The sequence below is a fragment of the Mesorhizobium sp. M0522 genome, from assembly GCF_040321085.1.
Classification (GTDB): domain Bacteria; phylum Pseudomonadota; class Alphaproteobacteria; order Rhizobiales; family Rhizobiaceae; genus Mesorhizobium.
The window spans coordinates 265,226-291,739 of sequence record NZ_JAMYQW010000001.1 but is presented as its reverse complement, the minus strand read 5'-3'; the positions used below and the strand labels follow the sequence as shown (position 1 = coordinate 291,739).

The 26,514-nt window shown below is 62.3% G+C and carries 30 protein-coding genes and 1 pseudogene; 17 read left to right on the top strand and 14 right to left on the bottom strand.

Annotated features, from left to right (window positions below; translation table 11 throughout):
* Window positions 1-29 precede the first annotated feature (29 nt).
* Complete coding sequence (locus tag NKI58_RS01460) at window positions 30-824, top strand: ATP-binding cassette domain-containing protein (protein ID WP_352480857.1); 795 nt, start codon at window positions 30-32, stop codon at window positions 822-824.
* A gap of 129 nt (window positions 825-953) precedes the next feature.
* The gene (locus NKI58_RS01455) at window positions 954-2,576 is read left to right on the top strand and encodes a CHASE domain-containing protein (RefSeq protein WP_352480856.1); all 1,623 of its coding nucleotides are present in this window, start codon (window positions 954-956) and stop codon (window positions 2,574-2,576) included.
* A 99-nt stretch (window positions 2,577-2,675) separates the two neighbouring features.
* Here the strand turns inward: NKI58_RS01455 and NKI58_RS01450 are convergent, their stop codons facing one another.
* From NKI58_RS01450 to NKI58_RS01430, 5 genes are all read right to left on the bottom strand, one after another.
* Window positions 2,676-2,921, bottom strand: a complete 246-nt coding sequence (locus NKI58_RS01450; RefSeq protein WP_006328050.1) for a YMGG-like glycine zipper-containing protein — start codon at window positions 2,919-2,921, stop codon at window positions 2,676-2,678.
* A 346-nt stretch (window positions 2,922-3,267) separates the two neighbouring features.
* Window positions 3,268-3,438 (bottom strand): hypothetical protein, encoded by a 171-nt coding sequence (locus NKI58_RS01445; protein ID WP_352480855.1) that lies wholly within the window; start codon window positions 3,436-3,438, stop codon window positions 3,268-3,270.
* A 132-nt stretch (window positions 3,439-3,570) separates the two neighbouring features.
* Window positions 3,571-4,605, bottom strand: a complete 1,035-nt coding sequence (locus NKI58_RS01440; RefSeq protein WP_352574835.1) for a sensor histidine kinase — start codon at window positions 4,603-4,605, stop codon at window positions 3,571-3,573.
* A gap of 191 nt (window positions 4,606-4,796) precedes the next feature.
* On the bottom strand, window positions 4,797-4,961 hold the full coding sequence (locus NKI58_RS01435; RefSeq protein WP_023678541.1) for a DUF1328 domain-containing protein: 165 nt from the start codon (window positions 4,959-4,961) through the stop codon (window positions 4,797-4,799).
* A 226-nt stretch (window positions 4,962-5,187) separates the two neighbouring features.
* Entirely contained in the window at window positions 5,188-5,982 is a 795-nt protein-coding gene (locus tag NKI58_RS01430) for a response regulator (RefSeq protein WP_352451151.1), read from the bottom strand.
* 217 nt (window positions 5,983-6,199) lie between these two features.
* Between NKI58_RS01430 and NKI58_RS01425 the strand changes: the two genes are divergently transcribed.
* Both NKI58_RS01425 and NKI58_RS01420 read left to right on the top strand, forming a co-directional pair.
* A complete protein-coding gene (locus tag NKI58_RS01425; protein WP_023678543.1) occupies window positions 6,200-6,403 on the top strand; it encodes a NepR family anti-sigma factor in 204 nt (67 codons plus the stop codon).
* A 3-nt stretch (window positions 6,404-6,406) separates the two neighbouring features.
* On the top strand, window positions 6,407-6,958 hold the full coding sequence (locus NKI58_RS01420; RefSeq protein WP_023678544.1) for a sigma-70 family RNA polymerase sigma factor: 552 nt from the start codon (window positions 6,407-6,409) through the stop codon (window positions 6,956-6,958).
* A 30-nt stretch (window positions 6,959-6,988) separates the two neighbouring features.
* Here the strand turns inward: NKI58_RS01420 and NKI58_RS01415 are convergent, their stop codons facing one another.
* Window positions 6,989-7,369, bottom strand: a complete 381-nt coding sequence (locus NKI58_RS01415; RefSeq protein ID WP_352589818.1) for a response regulator — start codon at window positions 7,367-7,369, stop codon at window positions 6,989-6,991.
* A 227-nt stretch (window positions 7,370-7,596) separates the two neighbouring features.
* On the opposite strand from NKI58_RS01415, the gene NKI58_RS01410 reads away from it, so the two are divergent.
* Together NKI58_RS01410 and NKI58_RS01405 are read left to right on the top strand one after the other, a co-directional pair.
* Complete coding sequence (locus NKI58_RS01410; protein ID WP_023678546.1) at window positions 7,597-7,923, top strand: ElaB/YgaM/YqjD family protein; 327 nt, start codon at window positions 7,597-7,599, stop codon at window positions 7,921-7,923.
* Window positions 7,924-7,933: 10 nt separating this feature from the next.
* The gene (locus tag NKI58_RS01405) at window positions 7,934-8,413 is read left to right on the top strand and encodes a hypothetical protein (protein ID WP_352589815.1); all 480 of its coding nucleotides are present in this window, start codon (window positions 7,934-7,936) and stop codon (window positions 8,411-8,413) included.
* Window positions 8,414-8,469: 56 nt separating this feature from the next.
* Here NKI58_RS01405 and NKI58_RS01400 read toward each other — a convergent pair whose 3' ends face one another.
* Window positions 8,470-9,996 carry a sensor histidine kinase gene (locus tag NKI58_RS01400; RefSeq protein WP_352589812.1) on the bottom strand — a complete coding sequence of 509 codons (1,527 nt, stop codon included), beginning with the start codon at window positions 9,994-9,996 and terminating at the stop codon, window positions 8,470-8,472.
* 146 nt (window positions 9,997-10,142) lie between these two features.
* Here NKI58_RS01400 and NKI58_RS01395 point away from each other — a divergent pair, with 146 nt between their 5' ends.
* Window positions 10,143-10,316, top strand: coding sequence for a hypothetical protein (locus NKI58_RS01395; RefSeq protein WP_292659198.1), 174 nt, complete (start codon window positions 10,143-10,145; stop codon window positions 10,314-10,316).
* A 58-nt stretch (window positions 10,317-10,374) separates the two neighbouring features.
* On the opposite strand, the gene NKI58_RS01390 is transcribed toward NKI58_RS01395, so the two are convergent.
* On the bottom strand, window positions 10,375-11,295 hold the full coding sequence (locus NKI58_RS01390) for a diacylglycerol/lipid kinase family protein (RefSeq protein WP_352457969.1): 921 nt from the start codon (window positions 11,293-11,295) through the stop codon (window positions 10,375-10,377).
* A 253-nt stretch (window positions 11,296-11,548) separates the two neighbouring features.
* On the opposite strand from NKI58_RS01390, the gene NKI58_RS01385 reads away from it, so the two are divergent.
* Window positions 11,549-12,925, top strand: a complete 1,377-nt coding sequence (locus NKI58_RS01385) for a PRC-barrel domain-containing protein (RefSeq protein ID WP_352451156.1) — start codon at window positions 11,549-11,551, stop codon at window positions 12,923-12,925.
* Window positions 12,926-12,977: 52 nt separating this feature from the next.
* On the opposite strand, the gene NKI58_RS01380 is transcribed toward NKI58_RS01385, so the two are convergent.
* Entirely contained in the window at window positions 12,978-14,570 is a 1,593-nt protein-coding gene (locus NKI58_RS01380; RefSeq protein ID WP_352783240.1) for an alkaline phosphatase family protein, read from the bottom strand.
* Between the two features lie 208 nt (window positions 14,571-14,778).
* Here NKI58_RS01380 and NKI58_RS01375 point away from each other — a divergent pair, with 208 nt between their 5' ends.
* The 4 genes from NKI58_RS01375 (at window position 14,779) to NKI58_RS01360 (ending at window position 17,894) form a co-directional block, all read left to right on the top strand.
* Window positions 14,779-15,711, top strand: coding sequence for a VOC family protein (locus tag NKI58_RS01375; RefSeq protein ID WP_352783242.1), 933 nt, complete (start codon window positions 14,779-14,781; stop codon window positions 15,709-15,711).
* A 10-nt stretch (window positions 15,712-15,721) separates the two neighbouring features.
* The gene (locus NKI58_RS01370; RefSeq protein ID WP_352570630.1) at window positions 15,722-16,357 is read left to right on the top strand and encodes an alpha/beta hydrolase; all 636 of its coding nucleotides are present in this window, start codon (window positions 15,722-15,724) and stop codon (window positions 16,355-16,357) included.
* Entirely contained in the window at window positions 16,350-16,649 is a 300-nt protein-coding gene (locus tag NKI58_RS01365) for a GNAT family N-acetyltransferase (protein ID WP_352476216.1), read from the top strand. The genes NKI58_RS01370 and NKI58_RS01365 overlap by 8 nt, the downstream gene beginning before the upstream one ends.
* 186 nt (window positions 16,650-16,835) lie before the next feature.
* Window positions 16,836-17,894 (top strand): dipeptidase, encoded by a 1,059-nt coding sequence (locus NKI58_RS01360; protein WP_023678556.1) that lies wholly within the window; start codon window positions 16,836-16,838, stop codon window positions 17,892-17,894.
* Between the two features lie 42 nt (window positions 17,895-17,936).
* Here NKI58_RS01360 and NKI58_RS01355 read toward each other — a convergent pair whose 3' ends face one another.
* Window positions 17,937-18,197 carry a hypothetical protein gene (locus tag NKI58_RS01355; RefSeq protein ID WP_023678557.1) on the bottom strand — a complete coding sequence of 87 codons (261 nt, stop codon included), beginning with the start codon at window positions 18,195-18,197 and terminating at the stop codon, window positions 17,937-17,939.
* A 2-nt stretch (window positions 18,198-18,199) separates the two neighbouring features.
* A complete protein-coding gene (locus tag NKI58_RS01350) occupies window positions 18,200-18,415 on the bottom strand; it encodes a hypothetical protein (RefSeq protein WP_352574940.1) in 216 nt (71 codons plus the stop codon).
* A gap of 113 nt (window positions 18,416-18,528) precedes the next feature.
* On the opposite strand from NKI58_RS01350, the gene betI reads away from it, so the two are divergent.
* The 5 genes and pseudogenes from betI (at window position 18,529) to NKI58_RS01325 (ending at window position 22,089) form a co-directional block, all read left to right on the top strand.
* Window positions 18,529-19,245 (top strand): transcriptional regulator BetI, encoded by a 717-nt coding sequence (gene betI / locus NKI58_RS01345; RefSeq protein ID WP_352891294.1) that lies wholly within the window; start codon window positions 18,529-18,531, stop codon window positions 19,243-19,245.
* A gap of 76 nt (window positions 19,246-19,321) precedes the next feature.
* On the top strand, window positions 19,322-20,623 hold the full coding sequence (locus NKI58_RS01340; RefSeq protein WP_352824376.1) for a flavin monoamine oxidase family protein: 1,302 nt from the start codon (window positions 19,322-19,324) through the stop codon (window positions 20,621-20,623).
* A 20-nt stretch (window positions 20,624-20,643) separates the two neighbouring features.
* Window positions 20,644-20,826: pseudogene (locus NKI58_RS01335) on the top strand (aspartate aminotransferase family protein); the annotation flags it as partial.
* Between the two features lie 166 nt (window positions 20,827-20,992).
* A complete protein-coding gene (locus NKI58_RS01330) occupies window positions 20,993-21,139 on the top strand; it encodes an SDR family oxidoreductase (protein WP_502896713.1) in 147 nt (48 codons plus the stop codon).
* Window positions 21,140-21,294: 155 nt separating this feature from the next.
* Window positions 21,295-22,089 carry an inositol monophosphatase family protein gene (locus tag NKI58_RS01325; protein ID WP_352570624.1) on the top strand — a complete coding sequence of 265 codons (795 nt, stop codon included), beginning with the start codon at window positions 21,295-21,297 and terminating at the stop codon, window positions 22,087-22,089.
* On the opposite strand, the gene NKI58_RS01320 is transcribed toward NKI58_RS01325, so the two are convergent.
* The 3 genes from NKI58_RS01320 to NKI58_RS01310 are packed head-to-tail and all read right to left on the bottom strand — an operon-like array spanning window position 22,079 to window position 26,475.
* Window positions 22,079-23,155, bottom strand: coding sequence for an ABC transporter ATP-binding protein (locus NKI58_RS01320; RefSeq protein ID WP_352570622.1), 1,077 nt, complete (start codon window positions 23,153-23,155; stop codon window positions 22,079-22,081). The two genes, NKI58_RS01325 and NKI58_RS01320, sit on opposite strands and share 11 nt — an antisense overlap.
* Window positions 23,155-25,443 (bottom strand): ABC transporter permease, encoded by a 2,289-nt coding sequence (locus NKI58_RS01315; RefSeq protein ID WP_352783252.1) that lies wholly within the window; start codon window positions 25,441-25,443, stop codon window positions 23,155-23,157. Before NKI58_RS01315 ends, NKI58_RS01320 begins: the two co-directional genes overlap by 1 nt.
* Window positions 25,444-25,446: 3 nt before the next feature.
* Window positions 25,447-26,475 carry an ABC transporter substrate-binding protein gene (locus NKI58_RS01310; protein WP_352783254.1) on the bottom strand — a complete coding sequence of 343 codons (1,029 nt, stop codon included), beginning with the start codon at window positions 26,473-26,475 and terminating at the stop codon, window positions 25,447-25,449.
* Window positions 26,476-26,514 lie beyond the last annotated feature (39 nt).

Below are 26,514 nucleotides of genomic sequence, written 5' to 3'. Positions count from 1 at the left end.
AGCAGGATCTATAGGGAGGAAGGACGAGCATGGCAGACAAAACCGCTCCCACGCCGCTGATCGACATGCGCAACATCTCCATCGCTTTCGGCGGCATTCGCGCCGTCGACGATGCCTCTGTCGACCTTTTCCCGGGCGAGGTGATGGCTTTGCTCGGTCACAACGGTGCCGGCAAATCGACGTTGATAAAAATCCTGTCCGGCGCCTACAAGCGCGATGCGGGCCAGATTTTCGTCAACGGCGAGGAAGCTTCGATCTCCAATCCCCGCGACGCCAAGAAGTACGGCATCGAGACGATCTACCAGACGCTGGCGCTGGCCGACAATGTCGATGCGGCCGCCAACCTGTTTCTCGGCCGCGAGCTGATGACCGGCTGGGGTACGCTCGACGACGTCGCCATGGAGGCCGAGGCGCGCAAGGTGATGGGCAGGCTCAATCCGCGTTTCCAACGCTTCAAGGAGCCGGTGGTAAAGCTTTCGGGCGGCCAGCGGCAGTCGGTGGCGATCGCCCGCGCCATCCTGTTCAATGCTCGCATCCTGATCATGGACGAGCCGACGGCGGCACTCGGGCCGCAAGAGACGGCGCAGGTCGGCGAACTGGTCAGGCAGCTCAAGTCCGACGGCATCGGCATCTTCCTGATCAGCCATGATATTCACGACGTGTTCGAGCTTGCCGACCGTGTCTGCGTCATGAAGAACGGTCGGGTTGTCGGAACGACGCGCACAACCGACGTCACCCAGGACGAGGTGCTCGGCATGATCATCCTCGGCAAGTGCCCACCCGGCGCCATTCCGGGGCCGGGCGCGCTGAAGATCGCCGCATGAACGAGAATTAGCCGGCTAATCACAAGCCGCCAAAATGTGCCAGCCGTCACCATGCATTGGCCTCGCCATTGTGTTGGCGTCAGGACTTGCCCATAAAGATGCCGAACCGTCCACGGGACGTATCAGCAATTGAAGAAGCTTTTTCCGACCGTCGCTTTTATCGCCGTCGCGCTGATCAGCCTGACGATGGCGGGTTTTGCCTATTTTGCCACCCAGGAGGCGGCCCGCATTAAATTCGAGGCGACGGCAGACGACGCGCTTAACCGGATCGAAAGCCGCATCGACCTGGACCTGTCGCTGCTGCGTTCGACCCGGGCGCTGTTCGACGCACGCAATGGCGGTATCTCGCAGGGCGAGTTCAAGGCCTTCTTCAACGCGCTCGACATCGAGAATAATTTCGCCGGCCTGCGCGGCATCGGTTTCCTTCGCCTGGCGAAAACTGGCAACGAGGCGGCGGTCGAGCGCGACATCCTGCACGATCACGGCGCAAGCCATCCGATCTATCCCGACACGAACTTACCGTGGCGTACGCCCATCGTGCTGTTCGAACCGCTGGATCCGTCCAACAAATCCAGCATCGGCTACGACATGTTCACCGGGCCGGCGCGGCGCGAGGCGATCGAAAAGGCGATGACCGACGACCAGCAGCACGCCAGCGGGCTCGTGCAGTTCGGCAAGGATACGGGTGCCGCGCAGACCTTTACCGGGTTCCTCGTCTTCGTCCGGCTCAATGTCGAAACCGCGCCGGACGCCGTGAACGCGACGAGATCCTCGACTGCCGGCTTCCTTTATGCGGCCTTCCGCGCCCGTGATCTGTTCCAGGCTGCGCTCAGCCGGGCACCATTGCTGCCGGTCAACACCGAGATCTATGACGGCACGGTGGACAGCGACAACCTGCTGTTCCAATCGGAAACGCCGCCTGTTTCGAGCCTCGGCGACAGGCTGCTGGTCACCCGCAAGATCACCGTCGCCGGCCGGCCGTGGGTCGTCCTGTTCAGGCCGACAAGTGCTTTCTCGCAACCTTCCTCGCGCGCCATCCCGGTGATGCTCGGATTGTTCGGACTGCTGCTTGCGGGCGCCATCGCGCTGGTGGCCCGCTATCAGGAGCGGGCCTATGAGGCGGTCTCGCTGCTTCACGAAACGACCGAAAAGAGCCTGCTGGAAAAAGACCTGATGCTGCAGGAGATGAAGCATCGCATCAAGAACTCGATCACGCGGGTGCTGGCAATCGCGCGCCAGACAGCATCGCACACGACCGACGTCCAGGAATTCTCGGCTTCTTTCTCGGCCCGGCTGCAGGCGATGGCGGCTTCCCAGGACATGCTGACGCGCTCACGCTGGCAGAAAGCCGATCTCGGCGACCTGCTGCGCATCGAGCTAGGCCAGGTGTTCGGCAGCGAGCTTCCTGAAGGGCTGCTGTCGGGACCGCAGGTTCTTCTCGATGAAAAGACGACGCAGGCACTCGGCCTCGTCTTTCACGAACTGGCGACGAATGCGCTGAAGCATGGCGAAGCCGGCAATTCAGTCGGTGCGCTGAAGGTCGACTGGTCGCTCGACGCCCGTAGCGGCACCCGGACATTGGCTCTCAACTGGCGCGAGGCCGGTCAGAAGAAGCTCGAGACACCGGCAAAGAGCGGTTTTGGCACCAGACTGATCGATCTCAACGTCACGCGCGAATTGCGTGGCACAATCAGGCGCGATTTTCGCGAAGATGGCTTGAACGTGGAAATCAAGGTTCCGCTGCCGGCCTGAAACGCCGTCTCGTGGGCCGCGTCGCAACAGCGCTCTAAAAGGGCAAACGCGGAGACAGGTGGCCTGCCTCCGCGTTTGCTGTTCGCCTGGAGCTCGAAACTAGTTGCAGCGAGCTGTGTAAATCCGGCCGTGACGATCTCTGTATTGGCAGTAGCCATTTTGCAGACGGCGAACGAGCAGACCGCCAATCGCACCAGCGCCGGCGCCGATCAAAGCGCCCTTGCCGCCGCCGACAGCGCCACCAATGAGCGCGCCGCCCACAGTGCCGATACCCACGTTCTCTTCCGTGGTGGTGCAGCCGCTGACCGCAACCACGGCAACCATGGCAATAATCATCTTCCGCATGGAGTCATCCTCACTTTTGTCCTCACTTTAATAAGCTCCAGCCGCCATTTAGCATGAAAGTACGGCCTTTGCCCGCACGATTTCATTGTTGATTAAGATAGTCTTTTTCGGGGCGTGCGCCGTTCGATGCTACCACGAACCCGGAAATCTCCAAGGACGCATCGAGCGTGCCGCTGGGACGCACGTTCCAGACGATCCTGTCATAGTCGTCCTCGAGCACCGGATCGACGGCAAGGCATCTGGCGACGACATGTTGGGCCTGGCCCGGCAGGTCGGTGACCGCGAACGGGCACGGCCGAGCACTCGGGCAGTGGTTTCAAAGCGATCAAGCAGAGGCGAGTTCGATTCAGATCAGTTGGGACGCGGCGGTCAGGACGATCGCGGCCATAAGCGCGATAGCGGCGAAGCGGAGGGGCGAAGCACGAGGCGCGGGCGCTGCGGACGCGTCGGGATCCTGAAAACCGCCCATCGAGACGCGAGCGGCCTGTTCCAGTCTGTTCAAGTCGGCAGCCGTCAAGGCCCATTCCCTTCATTTTGTGCCAAACTCAATCCGGTGGATCGACACGTTCGCACAGGATCGGACTTTATGGTGAACAGTCGGTTAAAGATGGCGATGCGCAGCAAGCCTTCGCGCGGCGACCGCCGCTCGTTAATCCGTCTCGAAATTGCCGTGAGGAACGACAAGGCGGTATTCGAGGCGGTTCCCGGTGATCTCAAGTGTCGCCGTTCCATTCAATGAAGTGGGCACGACGCGTTCGAGCGCGACGCTGCCAAAACGCTTCTCACTGCGCTGATTGTCGTTGGCTCCGATCACTTCGGCCCATGTCAGCGACAGCGCAGGCTCGCCAGCGGAAGCTGCCGTCAGATCGGCCGTCACCTCGACGAAACCGTCGCTGCGCGACAGTGCGCCATAGCTGACCGAATTGACGGCGAGCTCATGCATGGCCAAGCCGATGTGCAAGGCGGCATTGGGGTTGAGATATGGATTTGCGCCGCGGAAGCGTAGGCTGTGCAAGGGATCCGCGCCGTACCTGCCGACCTGACCGGAAACCAGCTCGCGCAGCGCCGCTCCCCGCCAGTTGGATGACGTAACCAAATCCTGCGAGGAGGCCAGCGACTGCAATCGGCCGCGGAAGCGCGTCAGGAAATCGTCAATGCTGCCGGAATAACGGCCCGTCTGGGTGGCGATACTCTGGATGATGGCCAAAAGGTTCTTGGAGCGATGACTGACTTCGCGCAGCAGCGCCTTCAACGTCTGCTCCCGGCGTTTCTGCTCGGTTGTTTCGACCATGGTGGTCACGACGCCCTGCACCGCGCCGGTCTCGCTGCGGTCGGCGTCTATCCACACCTGAAACCAGCGGGCGCCGTCATCGGCCGGCACGCTGAGTTCAAGATGTTGAGGATTGCCGGAGACGATGACGTCGTGCTTGGCGGCGCCGATACGCTCTGCCTGCGCCGGCGGCAAGATGCCGGTGTTGTCGGAGGCATCGGAAGTCCAGGGCGCGCGCATGTTGCGCGCCCACACCGTCTTCATCTCGCGATCCTGGTACAGGACGGAAATCCCGGCATTGTGCAGTGCATGGAGAAGGGCCCGGCCAAGCTGCATCCCGCTTTCGGCGGGATGCAAAGCGATGATCTCATCACTCTGGCCGCGGTCTTTCATTTTTCCGACTCTGGAACGCATCGGTCAATTTGCTCAACCCATGTCGGGCTGAACGGTTCGCGGAAAAATGGGTTCCAAAAGGAGGAGGTTCGTATCAAGCCTTAAAAAGCGGTCCGCCGAGCGGCATCCCGTTGGAGGACACTGCCCGGCGGTGGCTGGAAACCGTTTGAGGGGTGCGGCTTCCAGTGTTCGCTTGAATGGCCGCTTGGCATTCACGCTCGTCTGATCAGGCCGGCAATAAGCGATATGATCAGGAAGGCGAGAAAGATGAAGAACAATATCTGCGCTATGCCGGCCGAGGTGCCAGCGATGCCGCCGAAACCAAGCGCACCGGCGATAATCGCCACGACGAGAAATACGAGCGCCCAGTAAAGCATGATCGATCTCCTTCCAATGCTGCGGTGAAAACGTGATTCGCCTCCGTTTGTTCCACCATTTTCCGAAAAAGACGATGCTGAAAATCTTCAGGGCCCGAATTGCCGCGGTGTGTGGAAAGGTCCAGTTGGTTGCCCCAGTTGGTTGCCAGTGAATTGAGCCGGCGTCACGCCCATCTGATCCGAGAGAGCGGCTGTCTCGGCGGCCGCAGTTCGGCCGTCCGCTGTTTCATGCCGCGGCTTTCGCGTGCCGGTCAAAGAACAGGGCCTGACTGATAAGAGCCTTGACCATGTCCGGATTGAACGGCTTGGTAACCAGGAAAGCCGGTTCCGGCCGCTCGCCGGTGAGCAGGCGCTCGGGAAAGGCGGTGATGAAGATCACCGGTACCGAGGTCGACGACAGGATCTCATTGACGGCCGCTATGCCCGAACTTCCGTCGGCAAGCTGGATATCGGCAAGCACCATCTTTGGCCGCGCCTTGCCGAACATCGCCACCGCCTCGGCGTGGGTGCGCGCCGTTCCGACGACGCGGTGGCCGAGGCTTTCGACCATTTCCTCGATATCCATGGCGATCAGCGGCTCATCCTCGATGATCAGCACGTCGGTTGCCACCTGACGGGAGATCTCGTTGCTCGCCTGCGCGAGAAGTTCGGAGAATTGCTGTTCGTCGACGTCGAGAATCTCCGCCGCCTCGTCTTCGCTGAAGCCTTCGACCGCAACCAGCAGAAAGGCTTGGCGGGGACGAGGCGCAATTGCATTCAGATTGGCCGCGGCGCGCTGTTCCCATGCCGACTGGGCATGCTCCTGCGGAACGCGAATGGCCACCGAGGTGAAGAGCTTGGCAAAGACCTTGTAGAGCGCGATACGGTCGTTCGATGCGTCCGGAAAGATGTCGACATCGGCAATGATGGCCTCGAGCATTGCGGCGACCAGCGCGTCGCCGCTCTCTTGCGATCCGGATACGGCGCGCGAGAAGCGGCGCAGGAACGGCAGGTGCGGAGCGATGGTTGCTGATAGGCTCATAGTGGACGTCTCCCTCATATGACGTGATTGCATGTTACAGCTAAAAACGGTTTGCAAGCCTAGCTATTGAAACGCTGGCTCCTTGAAAAAGGTTCCAATCGTGCGGAACTAATATGTGAGGCTGGCGTTTAAAGGCGGGTTGGGCAACCAGACGAGGCTGCCGCTTGCATTGCGTTATGTGTTGAAGGGCGGCTTAAGGCTGGGACAAAAGGGCGAAATGAAGAACATGACGAAAGCTACCATGGGTGGCGTTGGCAACGGGCGCCGGGCTGCTTCCCGCGACCCGCTTGGGCCGAACTCGGAAATCGGCCGCAAACTCAAACAATACTATGACGAGCTGGTCTCCGACAATGTGCCGGATCGCTTCGCCCAACTGCTCAGCCAGTTGGAAAAGGCCGAACCTGTACAAAAGAAGGACTGAGGCATGGCGGCCGTCTCCCAGGGCTTCAAGACCGACTTGCTCGGCTCGATCCCGAGCCTGCGGGCTTTTGCCGTGTCGCTGACGCAAAACGCCGACAAGGCCGACGACCTGGTGCAGGAAACATTGGTCAAGGCCTGGGACAAGCATGAAAGCTTCCAGCCCGGCACCAACCTGAAGGCATGGCTGTTCACGATCTTGCGCAACGAATTCTATTCGCAGATGCGCAAGCGCGGCCGCGAGGTGCAGGACAGTGATGGCGTCATGACGGCCAGGCTTGCCGTTCACCCGGCCCAGCACGGCCAGCTTGACCTCGAAGACTTTCGCGGCGCGCTCGAGTTGCTGCCAGAAGACCAGCGCGAAGCCATTATCCTCATCGGCGCGTCGGGCTTCTCCTACGAGGAAGCGGCCGAGATCTGCGGCTGCGCCGTCGGAACGATCAAGAGCCGCGTCAGCCGCGCCCGCACACGGCTGCAGGAAATCCTGAAGATCTCCGGTGAAGACGAGTATGGCCCGGACGCAATTTCGGCTCAGGTAACTGGGTCGACTGCTGCGTGAAGCGCCGGCGTGTTCGAACCGCTCCGCGCCTCAGCGAAGAGGCGTGCGCCTGCAGGCCGTTACCACTGCCTCGACGAGATCGTCTCCCGAATAGGGCTTGGTGACCAGCCTGACGCCGGGAAAGGATTTCTTGATCTCGTCGGTATCCGAATAGCCCGAGGCGAAGACGAACGGGATGCCCGCTTCACGCAGCCGCGAAGCAAATTGGAGCGTCGAAACGCCGCTCAGCATGAGGTCGACGATGGCCACATCGAACTGCGCGGCAACGTCTTGCTGTTCGATCTCAGTCAGATCACGGGCGATGACCACATCGAGCGCGCCGTAGTCGCGGCAAAGCTGCTCGATATCCATGGCAATCAGGAACTCATCTTCCAGGATAAGAATCCGCAAACCCTCAAGTGATGCGCGCACGCAGCAATATCTCCTTAAATGCGTCTCTAACGTGAAACGGGGGAAGTCATGATCGTTATTTGGCATGCTGTCATTTAAAAAAGACGTGCCGGCGCGGATGCGTCGGCCTCGGCCCGTGCAAGGCATTTGCAACGCGCGCTGCCGGAGATAGGGTTAGAAGAGGTTCGTGCCGGAACCTTGGGGTCTGTCGGGCGTTTCGACCGAGCAAAAGCATGGAGAGTGAAGCAATGGCGACTGCCGCAGGAAAGGCCGCGAACGAAGCCCGCACGAATTCCGATATTGAGGCCGACATCGCACAATTGAAGGCCGACATCGACCAACTTACCAAGCTGTTGGCCAAAACTGGCGAACATGGCTACGGGGCAGCACGGCGAGCCGCCGCCGAAAGCGTCGAGCAGTTGCGAACCCAGGGCGAGGCAGCCTTCGACAGCCTGCGCAGCAACGCCAGGGATATCGAGGCGCAGATGATAGCGCATATGCGCGAAAAACCGGTGACTTCGCTGGCGATCGCCGCAGGCGTCGGATTCCTCTTCGCGCTTCTCGCGCGCCGTTAGTTCTGCACGCATGGGAATGCTTGCATCGCTGATCTCGGGCCTCGCCTCGGGCGAAACCATTGCGGCGGTGCAACGCGCACGCGTCGCTGCGATTGTCTATTCGATCGCAGCGCTCGCGGCGCTGTGCGGCCTCGGCTTCCTCGTCGGGGCGGCCTATATCTGGACGGCGGCCCGCTATGGGCCGATGGCAGCTTCCCTGAGCTTCGGGATCGGCTTTCTCGCAATCGCCGGTCTCATCCTGCTCGTCTACCGGATGTCGGCCGGCTCGCGCGCCAGGCGCCGGGCGAAGCGACGCAACGCCGACATGAAGGCTATCGGCATCACTGCGGCACTCGCCGTGCTGCCGGCGCTGCTCAAGGGCAAAGGTGGCCCGGGGAAGGCCGGACTGGGCGCGATTCTCGGCCCGGCGATAGCACTCGCCGCCTACGCTATCTACCGCGAGAACGTGAAGCGCGGCTCCGATGATCCGGATACCGGCAAACGGGAATAGTTCGGAGGGGATAGTTCGGGGCAAACGATTCCGGCGCCGGTCGCAAAATGCTGGCCTCACAAATCTTCGAGCGGAATCGATATTTCGGCGACCACGCCGTCCGGCCGGAATTCATGGGTCACCTCGCTGGAAATGACCTTGGCCAGGCTGCGGCGGATCAGGATCGAGCCGAAGCCATGGCGTTCGGGCGGCGCAACCCGCGGGCCGCCGCTTTCACGCCAGGCCAGCAACAGACGCCGTGCGCCCTTCCTGCCTTGTACCCTCCAATCGAGATCGACCTTTCCGGAGGAAACCGAGAGCGACCCGTATTGCAGTGCGTTGCTTGCCAGTTCATGCAGGATCAGCCCGAGCCCGACTGCCTGGTCGGGTGAGAGCAGGACATCGGCGCCGGAGATCGCCATGCGCGATTGTCCGGCGGCTTGGAACGGCTTTAGCTCGATCTCCACCAGCTCGCGGATGCCGATACCGCGCCACTCGCGGTCCGACAGCAGGCTGTGCGCAACGCCCAGTGCCTGCAGCCTGGCGCTGAAGGCTTCGAGGAATTCGCTTGGCTGGCGGGCATGGCGAACGGTCTGCGTCGCCAGCGCCTGTACGGTTGCCAAAGTGTTCTTGACGCGGTGATTGAGCTCGCGCAGCAACAGCCGTTGACGTTCGTCGCCAAGTTTGCGTTCGGTAATGTCGTAGTTGACGCCGAAGATAAGCGTTGGCTTGCCCTCGCCGTCGCGTTCTATGACGCGGCCGCGCGTTGCGATCCATCGCGGCGGATCGAGGCCTTTGACACGGTATTCGCCAAAATAATCGTCGCTGCCGGTCAGCGCGTCGCGAAAGCGTGTTTCGGTCTGGTGAACGTCGCGCGGGTCGATGGCGGTCAGGATGTCGCGCGCCCTCAGCCTGTTCGATTTCGGCAGGTTGAATAATTCGGACAGCAGGACATCGCAGTCGATCATATCGCTGCGGATATCCCATGCCCAGCTGGCAAGCGAAGCCGCGTCGAGCGCGATAGCGCGCCGCTTTTCCTCTCGAACCAGTGCTGCCTTGGCAATCGCCGCACTGCGGGTTGCATCCTTCAGCGTGAACAGGCTGGCGGCAAGGCCGGCCAGCGCCGACAGGTGGTCGAGCTGGACAGAGGAGGGACGTGCGTGCGGCTTCCGGTCGAGCACGCACAGCGTGCCGATCAGCGCGCCGTCGATTACGATGGGCACGCCTGCGTAAAAGCGGATATGATGCTCGCCGGTGACCAGCGGATTGGCTTTGAACCGCGGATCCGCCGCCGCGTCGGCCACCACCATCGGCACGTTGCCGGCTGCGATGGTATAGGCGCAGAACGATGTCTCGGTTGCGGTTTCGGTCTCGTCGAGGCCGATACAGGACTTGAACCACTGCCGCTCGGCATCGACCAGCGTGATCAGTGCGACAGACGTTTGCATCGCCGAAGCGGCAAGACCGCCGATACGATCGAAATCAGGGTCGGCAGCCCCGTCCAGCGTGTCGAGGCCGTGCAGCACGGCAAGACGGTCCGCGGCGCCCACCACACGGCGAATATCGGCCGGCAGGCCCGGCGTGTTCTGGCTATTGTCGTCCACTATGCCCCCGGTGGCCGGCTCCGCTGATTGGTCAGGCCAACCGGCCCGTCTGCCGCCTTGCAGAGCCGGAACTTTCGCGGCGGGGGACCGTTACCAGCCAACGCCCCGCCAGTTACGCCTGCCGGCGCCAAATATGGAGCCAGACAATGCCAAAAACCATTCCTGAAAACAAAGCCCGTCAAGGGCGGCGGGGTCGGCATGTCCTTCGTATCCTGATCGCCGCGCTGTTGCTGGCTTTTATCGCCTGGGGCGTCGCCGAAATCTACGGCTGGATGATCGAGACGCCGAAGACCGAACAGGGCAACACGCCCAGCGGCTAGGTTCTCTCCATCGCTCGCGCCAGTTTGCATCACACAACCCCACATCACGCATCCCACGTCAGGCAACCTTTGCCTCGGCGGCGCGCGCAGGGACGAGAACATTCAACGCGCGCGGATGGATTTCGACGGTCGTCTCGCGATCGAGCTTTACCAGTTCGCCGTCCATGACGGCCTGAACTTTCCTGTTCCTCGAATGGATTGTCAAAACGGCGCGGTTTGCCTGATGAATTTCGACATGCTCGTTGCCGCGCCATTTGCCACGGGCGACGTCAAAGAGGAACCTGATCAACTCGCCGCGCCGCCGCGCCACGGTGACATAGATGCCCAGCACGCCGCCTGCCGGATTATCGGCATAGGGCAGGTGGCCCTCGCCAAACAGATTGTTGGTGATGCCGATACCGGTGATCCGGGTTCTGATCTCGGCCTCGCCGATCGTCAGCGTTACGTTCATCGCCGGTGGATTGTTGATCGTCGCCCAAGCGGCTCGCACCGAGGCGCGCATCTTCCCCAACCGCGAGCCGAATTCCATCTTCTGGCGCAGTTGCACCATCCTGGCGTGCATGCCGATCGAGAATTGATGCACGAAAGGCCGGCCGTTGGCTGTTGCAATGTCAATCGCCATCACCTCGCCGTCGGCAAACGATTTCAGTGCCGCATCGAGGGTCTGCGGAATACCGAGGCCGCGCGCAAAAAGGTTCATTGTGCCAGCCGGCAGAATTGCCAGCGCCTTCTCCCCATTCATCAAACGGGCTGCCGCGGCCGAAATGGTTCCGTCGCCGCCGCCAGCCAGCACGACGTCGATGCCGCGCCTGGAAGCTATGTCGTCCAGCGTGGCGACGATATCCTTGCCGGCGGCGATGTCGATATCGATCGAGTGACCAGCAGCCTCAAGCGTACCGCGGATCCGGCCGGCGAAGGCCTCAAGATCGATGGTGCGCAGGGTGCCGCCGTCCTTGTTCAGCACCGCTGCAAACCGCATGGCCGCTCCATTTTTCCAACACCTATCCGGCCGGGACGGGGTCCCAGCCGGGAGTGGAACGGGGCGGCCGAGAAAATGTTCCTTTCGACCAGCGTGGCGAATCCGAGAACCTTCGACATGGCACCGGGTGCGCCACGGCTTTTTTCGGAACAACAGTGTGGTCACAACGTTGTGAACATGCAGAAGACGCTGCGCCCGCAGCGACGCTATGCGGGCACGGCGTGCACGAAATCACCGACGAGGAGACACTAAGATGATCCGCACCCTTTTAACCACGACAGCAGTCGCAACATTGATTGCGACGGGTGCATTTGCGCAATCGGCGACGACCCCGGCGCCGGCGCAAGCACCCGCCGTAGAGAATTCCGCTCCAGCCGCTCCGGTGCAACGCGCCGAGGGCAGTCTTGTCACCAATATCATCGGCGAGTCGGTTTATAACGGCACCGGCGACAATGCAGAGAATATCGGCAAGGTCACCGATGTCGTCTTCGACGAACGCGGCCAGGTAAAATCCATCGTCATCGGCGTCGGCGGGTTCCTCGGCATTGGGACCAAGAACGTCGCCTTCGACTTCAGCAAGATGCAATGGGCCGAAAGAAATGGCGATCGCTGGCTGATAGCGCAAACGACGAAGGATGAGCTGACGGCTCATCCGGATTTCGACCGCAAGCCCTATGATCCGGCGCCTGCGGCGACAGACACCACGGCTACGGCTCCTGCCGCTCCGTCGACCTCCACCGATACGGCGCAGAACGCCCCGGCGGCGCCGGCCGGTAACAACCCCGCTCCGGTCGTGAAGCGCGCGGAAGGCAATCTTGCCACCAATATCATCGGCGAGACCGTCTACAACGGTACCGGCGACGACGCCCAGAACATCGGCGACGTAAACGACATCGTCATCAACAAGGAAGCCAAGGCGCAATCGCTGGTCATCGGTGTCGGCGGCTTCCTCGGCATAGGTGAAAAGAACGTCGCCTATGATTTCGACAAGGCGCAGTGGGCCGAGAGGAACGGCGATCGCTGGCTGGTTGCCCAAACCACCAAGGAAGAGCTGACGGCGCAGCCGGATTTCGACCGCAAGCCCTATGATCCGGCCCCGGCGACCACAGCGTCGAACGATGCCGCGGCTAATGCGCCAGCCGTCGTCACGCCTACTGTGACGGCCAGCAACACTGCCACGACCGATAACACTGCGACGACCAACAACACTGACCAGGCCAGTAAGACGGCTCAAAATGCCCCAGCGCCCGCAACGACGGCAGACCAGACCAAGACCGGGTCGATCGACAAGTCGACACTGACTGAAATGCCGATAGGCGAAATCCGGGCCGAGGATCTGGTCGGAACAACCGTCTACGGCGCCAACGATGTCAACGTCGGCGAGATCGGCGATATCGTGCTGGGCGGCGACAAGAAGGTCGACGCAGTCATCATCGACGTCGGCGGCTTCCTTGGCATCGGCGAGAAGGAGGTGGCGGTCGGCATGGACAACCTGAAATTCATGACCGACAAGAACGGCAAGCGCTATCTCTACACGAACTTCACCAAGGAGCAGCTTGAGGCGCAGGCCCCCTATGACAAGGCCAGCTATGCGCAAAATCGCGAGAAACAGCGCATGATCATGCGCTAAGCTGCGCACAGGCCGACAGAGAAGCCCGCGCCGGCAACGGCGCGGGCTTTGCTTATCTCGAGGGGAAGCCGGCGACATGGCCGGCAACGCCATTGTCCGTCAATTCGGCGAGCGCCAAAGACTGGTCGAGATGCTCGGCCCGCCAGGCGAGCAACTTCTCGGCAAATTCCAGCCGTGCCAGCAGATAGGCTGGGTCGTCAGCGACATTGGTCAACTCGCGCGCATCCTTCTCCAGGTCGAAGAGCAAGGGCGGCAGGCCTCCGCCGAAATGCACATATTTGAATTTTTGCGTGCGAACGACGGCGAGATTGCACTGGCGCGGACCGACGCCGAAATACCGTTCGGCATCACCATCCGCGATCGAGCGGAAATCGAACTCCCAATGCGCCGCATCGCGCCAATTGTCCGGCTCCGTTGCGTCCAGGAAAGGCGCCAGCGAGCGGCCGTCGAGATGCGGCAGCACTTCGCCGCCAGTGAGCTCGAGCCCAGTGAGCTCAAGCAAGGTCGGCGCCAAATCCACCGCCTCGGTGAAGCGGTCGACGCTGCTGCCGGCAGCCTTGCGGCGGCGCGGATCGCGAATGATCAGCGGAATATGGAAGCTGCAGTCGAAGAAGCCGCCCTTGCCCAGCATGAAATGGTCGCCCATCATCTCGGCGTGGTCGGAGGTCAGCACGATGACGGTGTCGTCCCATGCATCGGCCGCCTTGACCGCTTGCCAGACGCGGCCAAGCTGCGCGTCGACCTCCGAGATCATGCCGTAATAGAGCGCCCGGATGCGGCGAAAATTGTCGTCGCCCCAGTCGCGCACCTTGCCCTCCGAGCCGGGACGGAATTTCGACCGTTCCTGCCGGTCAAGTTCATAGGCGAGATAAGGGTGGCTTGCTGCTTCGGCCTGCCAGCTTTCCGCGCGGTCAAAAGCTGGACCGATGGCCGGATCGTACATGGCGTTGTAAGGCGCCGGCACGATGAAGGGCGGGTGGGGGCTGATGAAGGAAAGATGCGCGAACCACGGGGCATCGCGCTCCTGCTCGCCGAGCCAGCGGATGAATTCGCCGGCCAGGAAGGCCGACGGCGTCTCGTCCTTCGAATAGATTGGCGGACCGTTGCTGATCGCGCCGTCGTTTTCCAGGATTTCGCCCGCCGGGCGGTGAATGGCGGGGGAGCCGGCGCCGGCATCGACGCCGCGCGCCTTGAGCCATGACAGCCAGGGCTTCTGGTGCTCGGGCAGAAGCTGGCGCACGGTGAAGCCGGGCAGCACGCCTTCATAGCTTTTCAGCTGCGGGTCGCCAGGCGCCAGCGTGCGCGGGTCGCGCGCCATGTCGGTATAACCGAACAGCGCCGGATCATAGCCGAGGGCGCGTGCCCAGAGGGCTATGTTGCCGTGGCGGGCGTCGAGCGGCGTGCCGTTGCGGCAGACACGATTGTTCATCTGGTAGAGGCCGGTGTAGAGGCAGGCGCGCGCCGGCGAGCAAGGTGCGGCGCCGCCATAGTGCTTCTGGAACAAAACGCCCTCGGCAGCCAGCGCGTCGGCATTCGGTGTCCTTACCACCTTGTGGCCAGCAGCCGATAGGCAGTCGCCCCGCCATTGGTCGCAGGTGATCAGGAGAATATTGGGGCGTTTTCCACTCAACCGCTGTATCCTCATGCTGGCTACATGCGTCGCTCATGGAGCGCAATTTCGGCGAGTATGCAAGCCGGTCCAGTTTGCCGAATGGTGAACAAAACCTGCTTCGTCGTTCACTTTAACAGCACAGTCCATTCTGTGTTTGCCGCCTTTGCGGCCAGGAGGCGGATGCTCATATTTGCGTGGACAGCGGCAAGGGCCGCACCAGCACAAGGGAAGGAGCAGAAACATGCTCGACCAGGTCAAGGGCCTGCATCACGTTACCTCGATGGCCAGCGATGCGCGCCAGAACAACGAATTCTTCACCGGCACGCTCGGCCTGCGCCGGGTCAAGAAAACAGTCAATTTCGACGCACCCGACGTCTACCACCTCTATTACGGCGACGAGGTCGGCACGCCCGGCTCGGTGATGACCTATTTCCCCTTCCCGAACATCGGCAAAGGCCGCCATGGAGTCGGCGAAGTCGGTACCACCGCTTACTCGGTGCCCGAGGGCACGCTCGGTTATTGGGAGAAACGGTTTGCCGAGCAAGGTGTCACTGGGCTGTCCGGCGAGGAGACGTTCGGCGAGAAGCGTCTTGTCTTCGCCGGTCCCGACGGCGACGGGTTTGCGCTGGTCGAGGACAGAGCGGACAACCGTGCGCCATGGGCCAAGGGTGGCATTCCCACCGACGAGGCGATCCGCGGCTTTCACTCGGTGTCGCTCAGGCTGAAAGATGGCGGCGCCACCGAAGAGCTGCTGAAATTCATGGGTTATGAGGAGGTCGACAAGTCCGGCAACGTCAGGCGGCTGGCGGTGAGGAACGGCAACGGCGCCGACGTCGTCGATATCGAATCGCTGCCAGGGGCCGGCTTCGCCAATCTCGGCGCCGGCTCGGTCCACCATGTCGCTTTCGCCGTCGAGAACCGCGCCAAGCAGCTCGAAGTGCGCAAGGCGCTGCTCGATACAGGTTATCAGGTGACGCCGGTGATCGACCGCGATTATTTCTGGGCGATCTACTTCCGCACACCGGGCGGCGTGCTGTTCGAAGTCGCCACCAACGAGCCGGGCTTCGACCGCGACGAGGATACCGCCCACCTTGGCGAGGCGCTGAAGCTGCCGTCGCAACACCAGCATTTGCGGCCCTATCTCGAGCAGCATCTGCAGAAACTGGAAGACTGAGGGCGACGTCATGAGCAAGGATTCGTATATTCACAAAGTGCTGCCCGGTTCGCCGGGCGGACCGCTGCTCTTCGTCTTCCATGGCACCGGCGGCGACGAGGCCCAGCTTCTGTCGCTTGGGCGCGATCTTGCGCCGCAAGCGACGGTCGTCGCTCCGCGCGGCGATGTCTCGGAACAAGGCGCCGCACGCTTCTTCCGCCGGACCGGCGAGGGCGTTTACGATATGGGCGACATCACGCGAGCGACGGACAAGATGGCCGGCTTCGTCAAGGCACATGTCGAGACGGCAAGGCCATCTTCGGTGCTCGGCCTCGGTTACTCCAACGGCGCCAACATCCTGGCCTCGGTGCTGTTTGCCGAACCGTCGCTGTTCGACGCAACGGTGCTGATGCATCCGCTGATCCCGTTCGAGCCGGAGGTCAAGGGCAGCCTTGGCGGCAGCCGCATCCTGGTCACCGCCGGCAGGCGGGACCCGATCTGTTCGCCTGATTTGACGGCGCGGCTTGAAGCCTATTTGCGCGCCGATGGCGCCGATGTCACAGTCGAGTGGCATGACGGCGGCCATGAGGTGCGGCCGACCGAGATCGAGGCGGCGCGGCGACTGTTCGCCCTTGCGCCGGACGAAAGGACCGCAAGCCATGTCTGACCTATTGCCGGAGATCGAACTGGAGGACCGCGGTTCGAAGGGCCGCTATCTCCTGCGTGGGCCGGGCGGCGCCGAGGCGGAGATGACCTTCACCAAGATCGGCGAGCACCAGATCATCATCGACCATACCGAAGTGCCGGATGCATTTCGCGGCCAGGGCGCGGGGCTTCGCCTGGTCACCCGTGCCGTCGAGGATGCACGCGCGGCGGGCAAGACGATCATCCCGCTTTGCCCGTTCGCCAATGCCCAATTCCGCCGCCATCCGGAATGGGCGGACGTGCTGAAGCGGTAAGCACAGCCCCTCGATGAATGACAGGAGAAGGGGTGCGCGGCTTTACCGCGTGCCCCTTTGGCTATCGGAGGCGTACAAACGCAAGGGGCAACATGCGGGATTTGCGCAGAGCGCCAACCTTGCCTAAGTATTGCCAGCAACCGGCTCGCCATCCGCGGCCCGACCACTTCAACCGAATGGCCCTCCATGACCGAATCCGATCTCGTTCCCGTCTTCGACGGCCACAACGACACGCTGCTCCGGCTCTACCAGTCGAAGGATGCGGACGTCGAAAAGCTGTTCGTCGAGGGGACGCCAGGTGGCCACATCGACCTGCCGCGCGCGAAGAAAGGCGGGTTTGCCGGCGGCATGTTCGCGATCTTCCCGCCGCCTGTCGAGAAATCCAAACGCGGCGCGGTGCCGCTGGCGCCGAGCGACAGCGAGCCCTTGCCACCCGAGATTCCGCGCGCCGATGCGCTCAACTCCACCGTAGCGATGGCCTCGATCCTGTTCAGGCTGGAGCGGGCTTCGGCACTTACTGTATGCCGCAGCGCCGGCGATGTGAGGAAGGCGATGGCGCAAGGCTCGATCGCGGCGGTCTTCCATATCGAAGGGGTCGAGGCGATCGACCCTGAGCTCACCCTGCTCGACGTTCTCCACGCAGCCGGCCTGCGCTCGCTCGGTATCGTCTGGAGCCGTCCCAATGCCTTCGGCCACGGCGTGCCGTTCCGTTTCCCGTCATCGCCCGATACAGGGGCGGGGCTGACCGATGCCGGCAAGGCGCTGGTGAAAGCCTGCAACCAGCTGAAGATCATGATCGATCTTTCGCATCTCAACGAAAAAGGTTTCCGCGACGTCGTCGAGATCAGCGACGCACCGCTGGTCGCGACCCATTCCAACGTGCACGCGATCTGCGGCCATTCGCGCAACCTCACCGAATGGCAGCTCGGCGCGATCCGCGACTCCGGCGGCATGGTCGGGCTGAACTTCGCCACCGGGTTCCTGCGCGAGGACGGCAGGATGAACGCCGACACCGGCCTCGACGTCATGGTGCGCCATGTCGATTCGCTGCTGCAGGCGCTGGGCGAAGACGGCGTCGGCCTAGGCTCGGATTTCGACGGCGCCATGATCCCGGCCGTGATAGGCGATGTTGCCGGCCTGCCAAGACTGCTCGACGCATTCGCGGCACGCGGCTTCGGGCGCGCGCTGATCGAGAAGATCGCCTATCGCAACTGGCTAGGCATGCTGGAAAGGACCATCGGCTAAGCGGGTGATGCCGGCTTGACCGGAACGCGTTTTGGGGGCGGACTATTCGAAACCCATGCGTTTAAGCCAGTCCTGGCCAATGCCGCGATCACGGATGATCGGCAGCGGATCCGTCGAATCCAGGCGTGCGCAGATGCGGTAGACCTCGAGCGTCTCGGCGTTCATCTCGCCGCGTTTGTAGAAGAACATGGCCGCGGCATAGCGGGTGCGGCCCGACCATTTTTCGCCGAGCGGCGTGTTGATCAGCTGCCACTGTTCGGCGGCTTCGGTGTCGAGTTCGGGACTGTCGGTGTCGTCGGCCATATTTAGAAATCCGCGGGCGGACTGGTGCGGCGGTCGAGTTTGATGACCAGCCGCGGCGCCAGTTTGGCACGCCTCAGCAGCTTTTGATATTGCAGCTCGCGCCTGGCGTAGATCTCGACCCAAGGTCCGCTGCAGGCGGGCTCGGCGGCGCTGATCTGGTCTGCATCGCCGGGATCGCTGCCTTTCGCCGACGGTGCCTTCGACGTCGTTTTCTCCAAGGATGCAATCTCGACGAGAACATTCGAATATGGGCAGCCGTGCAGAAGGTGCTTGACAGTGGCAAACACCGTCCCACTGATCTTCGCGGCCGAAGCCGATCGGCTAGCCGGCGATGCTGGAGACCATCACCCCGATGAAGACAACAGAGGCGCGCGAAGCCCTCCTCGAACCGGCGCGAAAAAGCGATTCCGATAAGCGCGGCCGCAAGGCGTCGAAAGAGACCAGGCAGCTTCAATTGATCGAAGCGACGATCGATTCATTGGCCAAGCGCGGCTATTCGGAGACGACGATGGCCGACGTTGCCGACGGCGCCGGCCTGTCTCGCGGCATCGTCAATTTCCATTTCGAGAGCAAGGAGAAGCTGCTCGTCGCGACCTTGCAATACATGTATGACGAGTATTCGGCGCATTGGCGCAGCGCCTTGCAAAAGGCCGGCGATGATCCCGCCTGCCAGTTGCAGGCATTGGTGGCGGCCGATTTCGACCGCTCGATCTGCAACAAGCGCAAGCTGGCTGCCTGGTGTGCCTTCTGGGGCGAGGCCAAATCGCGACCGAAATATCAGGCGCTGAGCAGCGCACGCGATGCCGTCTACCAGAACATCTTCATCGATCTTTGCGCGGCGCTCAAGCAGAGCGGCTTCTATGCCTATGAGCCGCAAGTCATGGCGCTGGCGCTCAGCGCCATGCTGGATGGTCTGTGGCTGCGTTTGATGATGGGCACCGAGGACGCCACACGCGAGACGGCGCTGCAGGCCGCGAACGAGTTCCTGTCTGCGGCATTCCCCAAGCACTATCCGAACTCTGCAGCCCGCGGTGGCAGGCCGGCGTGAACCATCAAAAAGAGGGTGGACCAGCAATGAAGACAATGATCCGGCCCCTGACATTCGAGAAGAGCAAGGCCGGCTAATGAAGTTCAAGATTGAACGAGCCGATGTGGCCATCGTCGGCGCCGGCTTCACCGGCCTGTCGGCCGCGCGTGAATTGAACCACGCCGGCATCGATGTCGTGCTGCTCGAAGCCCGCGACCGTGTCGGCGGCCGCGTCGAAGCCGTGCAGAACGGGCTCGGCGAGCGGATCGACAGCGGCGGCCAGTTCCTGTGCGAAGACATGCCGGAATTAATGGCGCTGGTGCGAGCGCGCGGCAAGACATTGGTCGAGACCCATGTCGCAGGCGAATTCGTCACGCAGCCGCGAATGAGCGAGGCGCAAGCCGGGCGCACTAACGGCACCGCGATGCGAATGCGCGAGCGGATGAATGCGATCGCACCGACCGACCCGACCATTGTCGGCTTGACGGTCGCGGCATGGCTCGATCGCCAGGCCGATCCCGACGATGCGAAGGCCGCCTTTCGGTCGATGATCGAGGGCCTGTGGTGCCTGGCAATGGAAAGGCTGCCGCTGTGGTACTTGATCGACAATGATCGCCGCATCACCAACGAGGTGTCGGAGCTGCAGTATTTCGTGGGCGAAACCATGCATTCGCTAGCGGATGATCTTGCGCGGGATCTCGGCGATCGACTGCGGCTGAATACAGCTGTCGAGGCCATTGAGCACGGGCCGGGAGGGGTTCGCGTCGTTTCGCCTGCCGGCGCGATCGAGGCACGAGCGGTACTGGTCGCCGTACCGCCGATGATGGCCTCGAGAGTGGATTTCGTGCCGCCGCTGCCGGCTGTGCTGAAGAGAGCCCTCGGCGTCTGGCAAAGCGGCGCGGTGATCAAAATGCTGGTGCGCTACCCCAAGGCTTTCTGGCGCGACAGGGGCTTGAGCGGCATGGTGATGTGGCGCGACCCGCACGGGCTTTTTGCCTGCGATGCCAGCAGGGACGAGGATCACGCAGCCCTTGTCGTCTTCATCGGCGGGCCGCTGGCGCAGCGCTGGTGGGATCTGGACGACGCGGCGTTGCGCGCAAAGGTGACGTCAAAGCTGGAAGAGGCGCTCGGTATCGAGGCGGCCGGCATCATCGATCTCAGTTATCGCGACTGGACTGGGGATCGCTGGAGCGGCGGCGGTTACAGTGATCTGATCGTCGATGCGACGGCAACCGATGCCGAACGCATTATCCGCGCCGGCGCGTCGCGGATCCATTTCGCCTCGTCGGAGCTGTCGCCATCATTTCCGGGCTACGTCGAGGGCGCCATCGTCGCCGGCCGCATTGCTGCGCTAAGAATTATTCAGTCTGCCATCGCCAGCAGAGCCTCGGGGTCATAAGCGAGGCGGATCAAGGTGCCGAGCGCATCGACGCGCATTGCCACGAGCTCGGCCTGCTGGTCCGGCCACTGATCAACATGTGCGTGATGTCGCCGCCATTGATCATCACGCGCGACCAGATCGACGACATGGTGTCGATCCTGCGCGAAGGCATTTCGCGCACGATGGACGATCTGCGCCGCGAAGGTGCCTGGCGGGGATAGGCGTTTATCGCCGGCAATCTCGCCATTGCTGACAACGATCGTCCGCGCCTACGATGTCCGGCAGGGGCCTCGATCGCCTGTCTCTGGCCGCATCTCTGGGGAAACAAAGCATTGATGACCTATCGGGCCTGTTCGGCCTCGCCGGTAAAACCGCCTTAATTTCCGGATTGAGCCGCGGCATTGGTCGGCCGCTGGCAACGTGGGCGAGGTCGATGAACTGGGCGGTGCCGCGATCTTCCTGGTTTCCGACGCGTCGAGCTTCATGACCGGCCAGATGATCTATGTCGACGGCGACATGACCGGACCCGTATGAGCGTGACTGTCGCTGTCGGGCGCATGGAAGATCGGTCGGCCTCGGGCCCGCCCCGCAAAAGGCAGGGCTCGTCATTTGCACACTCTTATCTTCACCGCTAAGCTTCTCTGGCTGGGGTATTTTCCTCAGATCACATTCGCCATCCCAAGGATATCATGACACCCGACACAGCAACGCGCGAACAGTTCGCCATCGATCTCGCGCGGCGCGCCGGCGCGCTCGGCCTGAAGTATTTTCGCGACCTCGACAGCCTCGCCATCGAGAGCAAAGGTCATCAGGACATGGTCTCGCAGGCTGACCGCGAGGTCGAGCTGTTCATCCGTGCGGCAATGAAAGCCGCCTACCCGACCGATGGAATTGTCGGCGAGGAGCATGCCTCGGTCACCGGATCGAGCGGGCATGTCTGGGTGATAGATCCGATCGACGGCACCGCGAACTTCGTGCGGGGCATCCCGGCCTGGTGCGTGGTCATCGCCTGCGCCAAGGACGGCGACACTGTCGTGGGTGTCATCCACGAGCCCTCTACCGGCGAAACGTTCCATTGCCGCAAGGGCGGCGGCGCTTTTCTCAACGGCAAGCCGATCAGGGCAAGCGCGGCCACCAGCCTGACCGACGGCTCGTTGGGCACCGGCTTTTCCAACCGCGCCGAAATGCAAAACGTCGCAACGCTCATCGGCTTGCTGTTTTCAAAAGGCGGCGTGTTTTTCCGTAACGCATCCGGCGCGTTGATGCTCGCCTATGCGGCCGCCGGCAGGCTGCTCGGCTATGTCGAAGAGCATATGAACGCCTGGGACTGCCTGGCAGGCATGCTGCTGGTGGAAGAAGCCGGCGGCACGATCGTCAAGCCCGACCCAAAGACGGTTCTGGAAAACGGCGCGCTGGTGATTTGCGCCGGCAGCGGTGTGTTCGCCCAGGTCCGCCAGCTCTGCGTGCAATCCTTCAAGCTTTGATCAGAACCGGTCCGCGCTCCGGAAAGCCGATGCCGACGCTGTCGCCTGCCTGAAACGGCGCATCGATGTTGTGCGATATTGCAAACACCTGGCCGTGCGGCGTGGCGATGACAAGCTCGAGATGGCTACCGATATAGGTGACCTTTTCCAGCCTGCCCGCGATCGTCCGTGGTGCACCGGCAGGGCCGATCTCGATGCGGCTCGGACGGACGGCCAGCTTCGCCGGGCCGACCAGCTGGCCTCGCGCCGGCAGTTTCAAGGCCAGCGAACCCAGCCGGACGGCAGCTTCATCACCTTCTACCGAAACCACCTCGCAATCGAGGATATTGGCTTCGCCGATGAAGTCGGCGACGAAAGCGTTGGCCGGTGCGTCGTAGAGTTCGCGTGGCGTGCCGTCCTGTGCGATCACCGCTTTGTTCATGACGATGATACGATCCGAAACCGCCAGCGCCTCTTCCTGGTCGTGTGTGACATAGACCACCGTCAGCCCGAGCTTGATCTGGATTTCCCTGATTTCCTCGCGCACGTGCCGGCGCAGCTTGGCGTCGAGATTTGACAGCGGCTCGTCGAACAGCAGCACTTGCGGTTCGAGCACCAGCGCGCGTGCCACCGCCACGCGCTGCTGCTGGCCGCCAGACAGTTCGCTGGGCAGGCGCGCCTCGAGACCGGTCAGGCCGACCAATTCCAGCCCGGCATGGGCGCGCGATGCGGCCTCCTTCTTGTCATGGCCGGAGAAACGCAAGCCATAGGAGACGTTCTCCATCACCGTCATGTGCGGAAACAGTGCATAGGACTGGAAAACCATGGACACGTCGCGGTCGGTGGCGGGCAGGCGGGTGACATCTTTGCCGCCTATCAGAATGCGGCCGCTGGACGGCATTTCAAGGCCGGCGATCATGCGCAGCGTCGTCGTCTTGCCGCAGCCGGAGGGCCCGAGAAGCGTCACCAGCTTGCCGGCTTCGATCGCAAGCGAGATGTCGTCGACCGCCGGCATGCTGGCGCCCGGATATGTCTTGGTGACATGGTCGAAGGTTACCGAGGCGGCATTGCTGCGAATTTCGGCCATCACCCGGCTCCTGCTATTGTGGTCGGGCCGCCGGCCGTTCCGGGCAGGCTGACATTGGTGCGCACGCTCCAGCCGCCGTCGCCCTGCTGGATGCCGCGCCGGCCGATATTGCGGCTGCCGACAAGCAGCTGCATCAAGCCGATTACCATCAGCATGACGACGATCAGCACCGTCGAATAGGCGATGGCGATGCCGTATTCATTGTTCTCGACACGTCCAACGATGTAGCTGGTCGAGAGATCGTAGCGCGCGCTGACCAGAAAGATGACGGCGCTGATCGCGGTCATGGCGCGCACGAAGGAATAGACGAGCGCCGCCAGCATTGCCGATCTCAGCAAAGGCAGGATGACGCGCCTGAAGGTCTGCCACGAGTTGGCGCCAAGCGTCAGCGAGGATTCATCCAGGCTACGGTCGATCTGCGACATCGAGGCGACGCCGGCGCGCACGCCCACCGGCATGTTGCGGAAAATGAACGACAGTACGAGGATGATGCCGGTCCCGGTCAGTTCGATCGGCGGCACGTTGAAGGCAATGATGTAGCTGACGCCGATGACGGTTCCCGGAATCGCGAACGAGAGCATGGTCGCAAATTCGAAGGCGTTCTTGCCGCGGAAATTCTGGCGGACCAGAAGATAGGCGGTCAGAAGCCCGATCCCGGCCGTCAGAGGCGCCGATATCAGCGCGATCTCCATGGTCGTCCAAAAGGAGCTCCATGCCGAGCCCGACCAGTGGATGCCGAATTCGTTCCAGCCGACGGAGAACGCCTTCCGGTAGTGCTCCAGTGTCAGGCTCTGGTCGACCCCCCACAGCCTGACGAAGCTGCCATAGAAGATCACCGCGTAGACCACTACGGTGAATGCCGTCCACAGTCCGGCGATGACATAGAGCGCGTATGTCAGCCCGGCAGGCAAGCGCGGATGGACGCCGGCGTCGCCCTTGCCGGTGACGGTGGTGTAAGAGCGCCTGCCGATCCAGAAGCGCTGCGCATAAAAGGCGCCGAGCGTGAAGGCCAGCAGCACCAGCGCCAGGATCGCGGCAAGTGCCGCATCGTTCTGCGCGCCGACAATGGCAAAGAAGATTTCTGTCGACAGCACGTCGTAATTGCCGCTCAGCACCAGCGGATTGCCGAAATCGGCCATGCTCTCGATGAAGCCGAGCAGAAAGGCGTTGGCAAGGCCCGGCCGCATCAGCGGCAGGGATACGGTCCAAAAGGTCTGCCAGCGGCTGGCTCGGAGCGTCTGGGAGGCCTCTTCCATGGACGGGCTGACGCCTTCGACGACGCCCATCAGCACCAGGAAGGCGATCGGCGTGAAGGCGAGAACCTGGGCAATGAGCAGGCCGGGAAGTCCATATACCCAGCGTGTCGGCTGGAAACCGAAGAGACCGGCCACGCTCTGCGTCACTGCCCCTGACAGTCCGAACAACAAGATGATGGCAAGGCCGATGACGAAAGCCGGCGTGATGATCGGCAACACGGTCAGGGCGCGGAGCAGCTTGCCGTGGCGGAAACCGGTACGGGTCACGACCAGCGCGAACACCAGCCCCAGAAACATGGTCAGCAGGCCGACGAGCACGGCCAGCAGCAGCGAATTCCAGGCCACGCCGCAGCGGCTGCCGCCGGCAAGACAAGCCAGGCTCCACAGCCGCGAACTGAACAGCTTGGCCAGGAACGCGACAGGCGAGTAGCCGCCGTCGTCGGTCTGCATGGCATTGGCCAGCATCATCAGGATCGGCATGAAGATGAAAATGGCAACCATGGCGACGACAAAGCCGATCGAGCCGACGACGAAGACGTCGCCAGAGACGGCGCCGCGCGCGGCAACACCCAGGGTGAAAAGGAACAGAAAGGCACCGCTGACCAGCAAGGCGCCGTAGCCCATGCCGAATTGGCGGTCGCCAAGTTCGCCGAACAGGCTGGTGAGCCAGCCGAATTGCCAACCGCGCAGCCCGATGGCGAAGCCCTGGAACAACAGCCAGCCAAATCCGGCGGCGCCGACAATGATCAGCAGCCGGCTGAAAACCGGATCGGATTTGGTGCGGCCCCACAGAAGCAGCGGCACCGCCAGCAGCAGGCCGAGCGGCGCCAGCCACAGTTTCTCGCCCTTGAGGGCCAGAACCAGTGCCGGCGCGAATTCGCTGTCGGACGGGTAACCGTCGAACAGCCAGGAAAAGCCGAAGAACCCGTCCTCGATGCCGTACCAGGGCAGCACGGCAAACCCCAGCCATCCGACCGCCATCCAAAGGACGGCGACCGGTTCAATCGGCCAGCGGGTTTCGCGGAAGCGCATCTGCTATTGCGGCAGCGATGCGACCTCCTCGTCCCATTTTTTCAGCAGCCGCTTCCGCTCTTCGCTCGAGCCGTACTTCTTGAAGTCGTAGTCGATCAGCTTGATGGTGGAGAGGTCGGGCGCCTTGTCGGAGGTTTTTGCCGCCTTGTTCGACGGAACCTGGAACGACCCCGCCTTTTGCGCCATGGACTGGACGTCGGCCTCGAGCGCCCAGTCGTAGAATTTTTTCGCAGCCTCCAGGTTCCGCGCCCCCTTGATGATCGATTCCGAGCCGATCTCGTAGCCGGTTCCCTCGCAAGGGGTGACCGGAACGATCGGGAAACCTGCGACGACCTGCGACACGGCGTCGTGGATGAAGACGATGCCGATGGTGGTCTCGCCGAGACCGGCGGCCTTGATCGGCGCCGAACCCGACTTGGTGTACTGGTTGACGTTCTTGTGCAGGGCTTTCATGTATTCGAAACCCTTGTCCTCACCAAACAGCTGAACGATGGTCGCCAGCATATTGTATGCGGTCCCCGAGGAATTGGGGTTGGCGACCTGGATGTGCCCCTTGTATTCGGGCTTGATCAGATCGGCCCAGCATTTCGGTTCGGGCAGATTGTTCTTGGCCAGCAAATCCTTGTTGTAGCCGAAGCCCAGCGCACCCGAATAGATGCCGACCGTGCGGTAGCCGGACGTTTCCGCCTGCTTGATCGCCCAGGGCTGCAACTGGTTGAGCAGCGGCGATTTGTATTCCACTGTCAGGCCCTCCTCGGCTGCCTGCAGATGCGGATCGCCGGTGCCGCCCCACCAGATGTCTCCCTTTGGGTTGGCGGCCTCGGCGCGCAATTGCGCATAGATTTCGCCAGCGCTCTTGCGGGTCATATTGACGGTGATGCCGGTCTTCTCCTCGAACGCCCGCGCCGTCTGCTGGCACCAGACCTCGTCAACGCCGCAATACATGGTCAGGCTTTCGGCGGACGCCGATGACGACGCGGCCCACATACCGGCGGCGAGGATGCCGGCGCCGAGAATTGCCCTTTTTATCATGTTGAAATTCCTCCCTAAGTTATTTGCCGACTTATGAAA

What these genes read in the sequence shown, in the direction of transcription:
- NKI58_RS01460 (WP_352480857.1), top strand. Translation starts at nt 30, where the DNA reads ATGGCAGACAAAACCGCTCCCACGCCGCTGATCGACATGCGCAACATC.
- NKI58_RS01450 (WP_006328050.1), bottom strand. Translation starts at nt 2,921, where the DNA reads ATGCGGAAGATGATTATTGCCATGGTTGCCGTGGTTGCGGTCAGCGGC.
- NKI58_RS01440 (WP_352574835.1), bottom strand. Translation starts at nt 4,605, where the DNA reads ATGCGTTCCAGAGTCGGAAAAATGAAAGACCGCGGCCAGAGTGATGAG.
- NKI58_RS01435 (WP_023678541.1), bottom strand. Translation starts at nt 4,961, where the DNA reads ATGCTTTACTGGGCGCTCGTATTTCTCGTCGTGGCGATTATCGCCGGT.
- NKI58_RS01430 (WP_352451151.1), bottom strand. Translation starts at nt 5,982, where the DNA reads ATGAGCCTATCAGCAACCATCGCTCCGCACCTGCCGTTCCTGCGCCGC.
- NKI58_RS01425 (WP_023678543.1), top strand. Translation starts at nt 6,200, where the DNA reads ATGAAGAACATGACGAAAGCTACCATGGGTGGCGTTGGCAACGGGCGC.
- NKI58_RS01420 (WP_023678544.1), top strand. Translation starts at nt 6,407, where the DNA reads ATGGCGGCCGTCTCCCAGGGCTTCAAGACCGACTTGCTCGGCTCGATC.
- NKI58_RS01410 (WP_023678546.1), top strand. Translation starts at nt 7,597, where the DNA reads ATGGCGACTGCCGCAGGAAAGGCCGCGAACGAAGCCCGCACGAATTCC.
- NKI58_RS01405 (WP_352589815.1), top strand. Translation starts at nt 7,934, where the DNA reads ATGGGAATGCTTGCATCGCTGATCTCGGGCCTCGCCTCGGGCGAAACC.
- NKI58_RS01395 (WP_292659198.1), top strand. Translation starts at nt 10,143, where the DNA reads ATGCCAAAAACCATTCCTGAAAACAAAGCCCGTCAAGGGCGGCGGGGT.
- NKI58_RS01390 (WP_352457969.1), bottom strand. Translation starts at nt 11,295, where the DNA reads ATGCGGTTTGCAGCGGTGCTGAACAAGGACGGCGGCACCCTGCGCACC.
- NKI58_RS01385 (WP_352451156.1), top strand. Translation starts at nt 11,549, where the DNA reads ATGATCCGCACCCTTTTAACCACGACAGCAGTCGCAACATTGATTGCG.
- NKI58_RS01380 (WP_352783240.1), bottom strand. Translation starts at nt 14,570, where the DNA reads ATGAGGATACAGCGGTTGAGTGGAAAACGCCCCAATATTCTCCTGATC.
- NKI58_RS01375 (WP_352783242.1), top strand. Translation starts at nt 14,779, where the DNA reads ATGCTCGACCAGGTCAAGGGCCTGCATCACGTTACCTCGATGGCCAGC.
- NKI58_RS01370 (WP_352570630.1), top strand. Translation starts at nt 15,722, where the DNA reads ATGAGCAAGGATTCGTATATTCACAAAGTGCTGCCCGGTTCGCCGGGC.
- NKI58_RS01365 (WP_352476216.1), top strand. Translation starts at nt 16,350, where the DNA reads ATGTCTGACCTATTGCCGGAGATCGAACTGGAGGACCGCGGTTCGAAG.
- NKI58_RS01360 (WP_023678556.1), top strand. Translation starts at nt 16,836, where the DNA reads ATGACCGAATCCGATCTCGTTCCCGTCTTCGACGGCCACAACGACACG.
- NKI58_RS01355 (WP_023678557.1), bottom strand. Translation starts at nt 18,197, where the DNA reads ATGGCCGACGACACCGACAGTCCCGAACTCGACACCGAAGCCGCCGAA.
- betI (WP_352891294.1), top strand. Translation starts at nt 18,529, where the DNA reads ATGCTGGAGACCATCACCCCGATGAAGACAACAGAGGCGCGCGAAGCC.
- NKI58_RS01340 (WP_352824376.1), top strand. Translation starts at nt 19,322, where the DNA reads ATGAAGTTCAAGATTGAACGAGCCGATGTGGCCATCGTCGGCGCCGGC.
- NKI58_RS01325 (WP_352570624.1), top strand. Translation starts at nt 21,295, where the DNA reads ATGACACCCGACACAGCAACGCGCGAACAGTTCGCCATCGATCTCGCG.
- NKI58_RS01320 (WP_352570622.1), bottom strand. Translation starts at nt 23,155, where the DNA reads ATGGCCGAAATTCGCAGCAATGCCGCCTCGGTAACCTTCGACCATGTC.
- NKI58_RS01315 (WP_352783252.1), bottom strand. Translation starts at nt 25,443, where the DNA reads ATGCGCTTCCGCGAAACCCGCTGGCCGATTGAACCGGTCGCCGTCCTT.
- NKI58_RS01310 (WP_352783254.1), bottom strand. Translation starts at nt 26,475, where the DNA reads ATGATAAAAAGGGCAATTCTCGGCGCCGGCATCCTCGCCGCCGGTATG.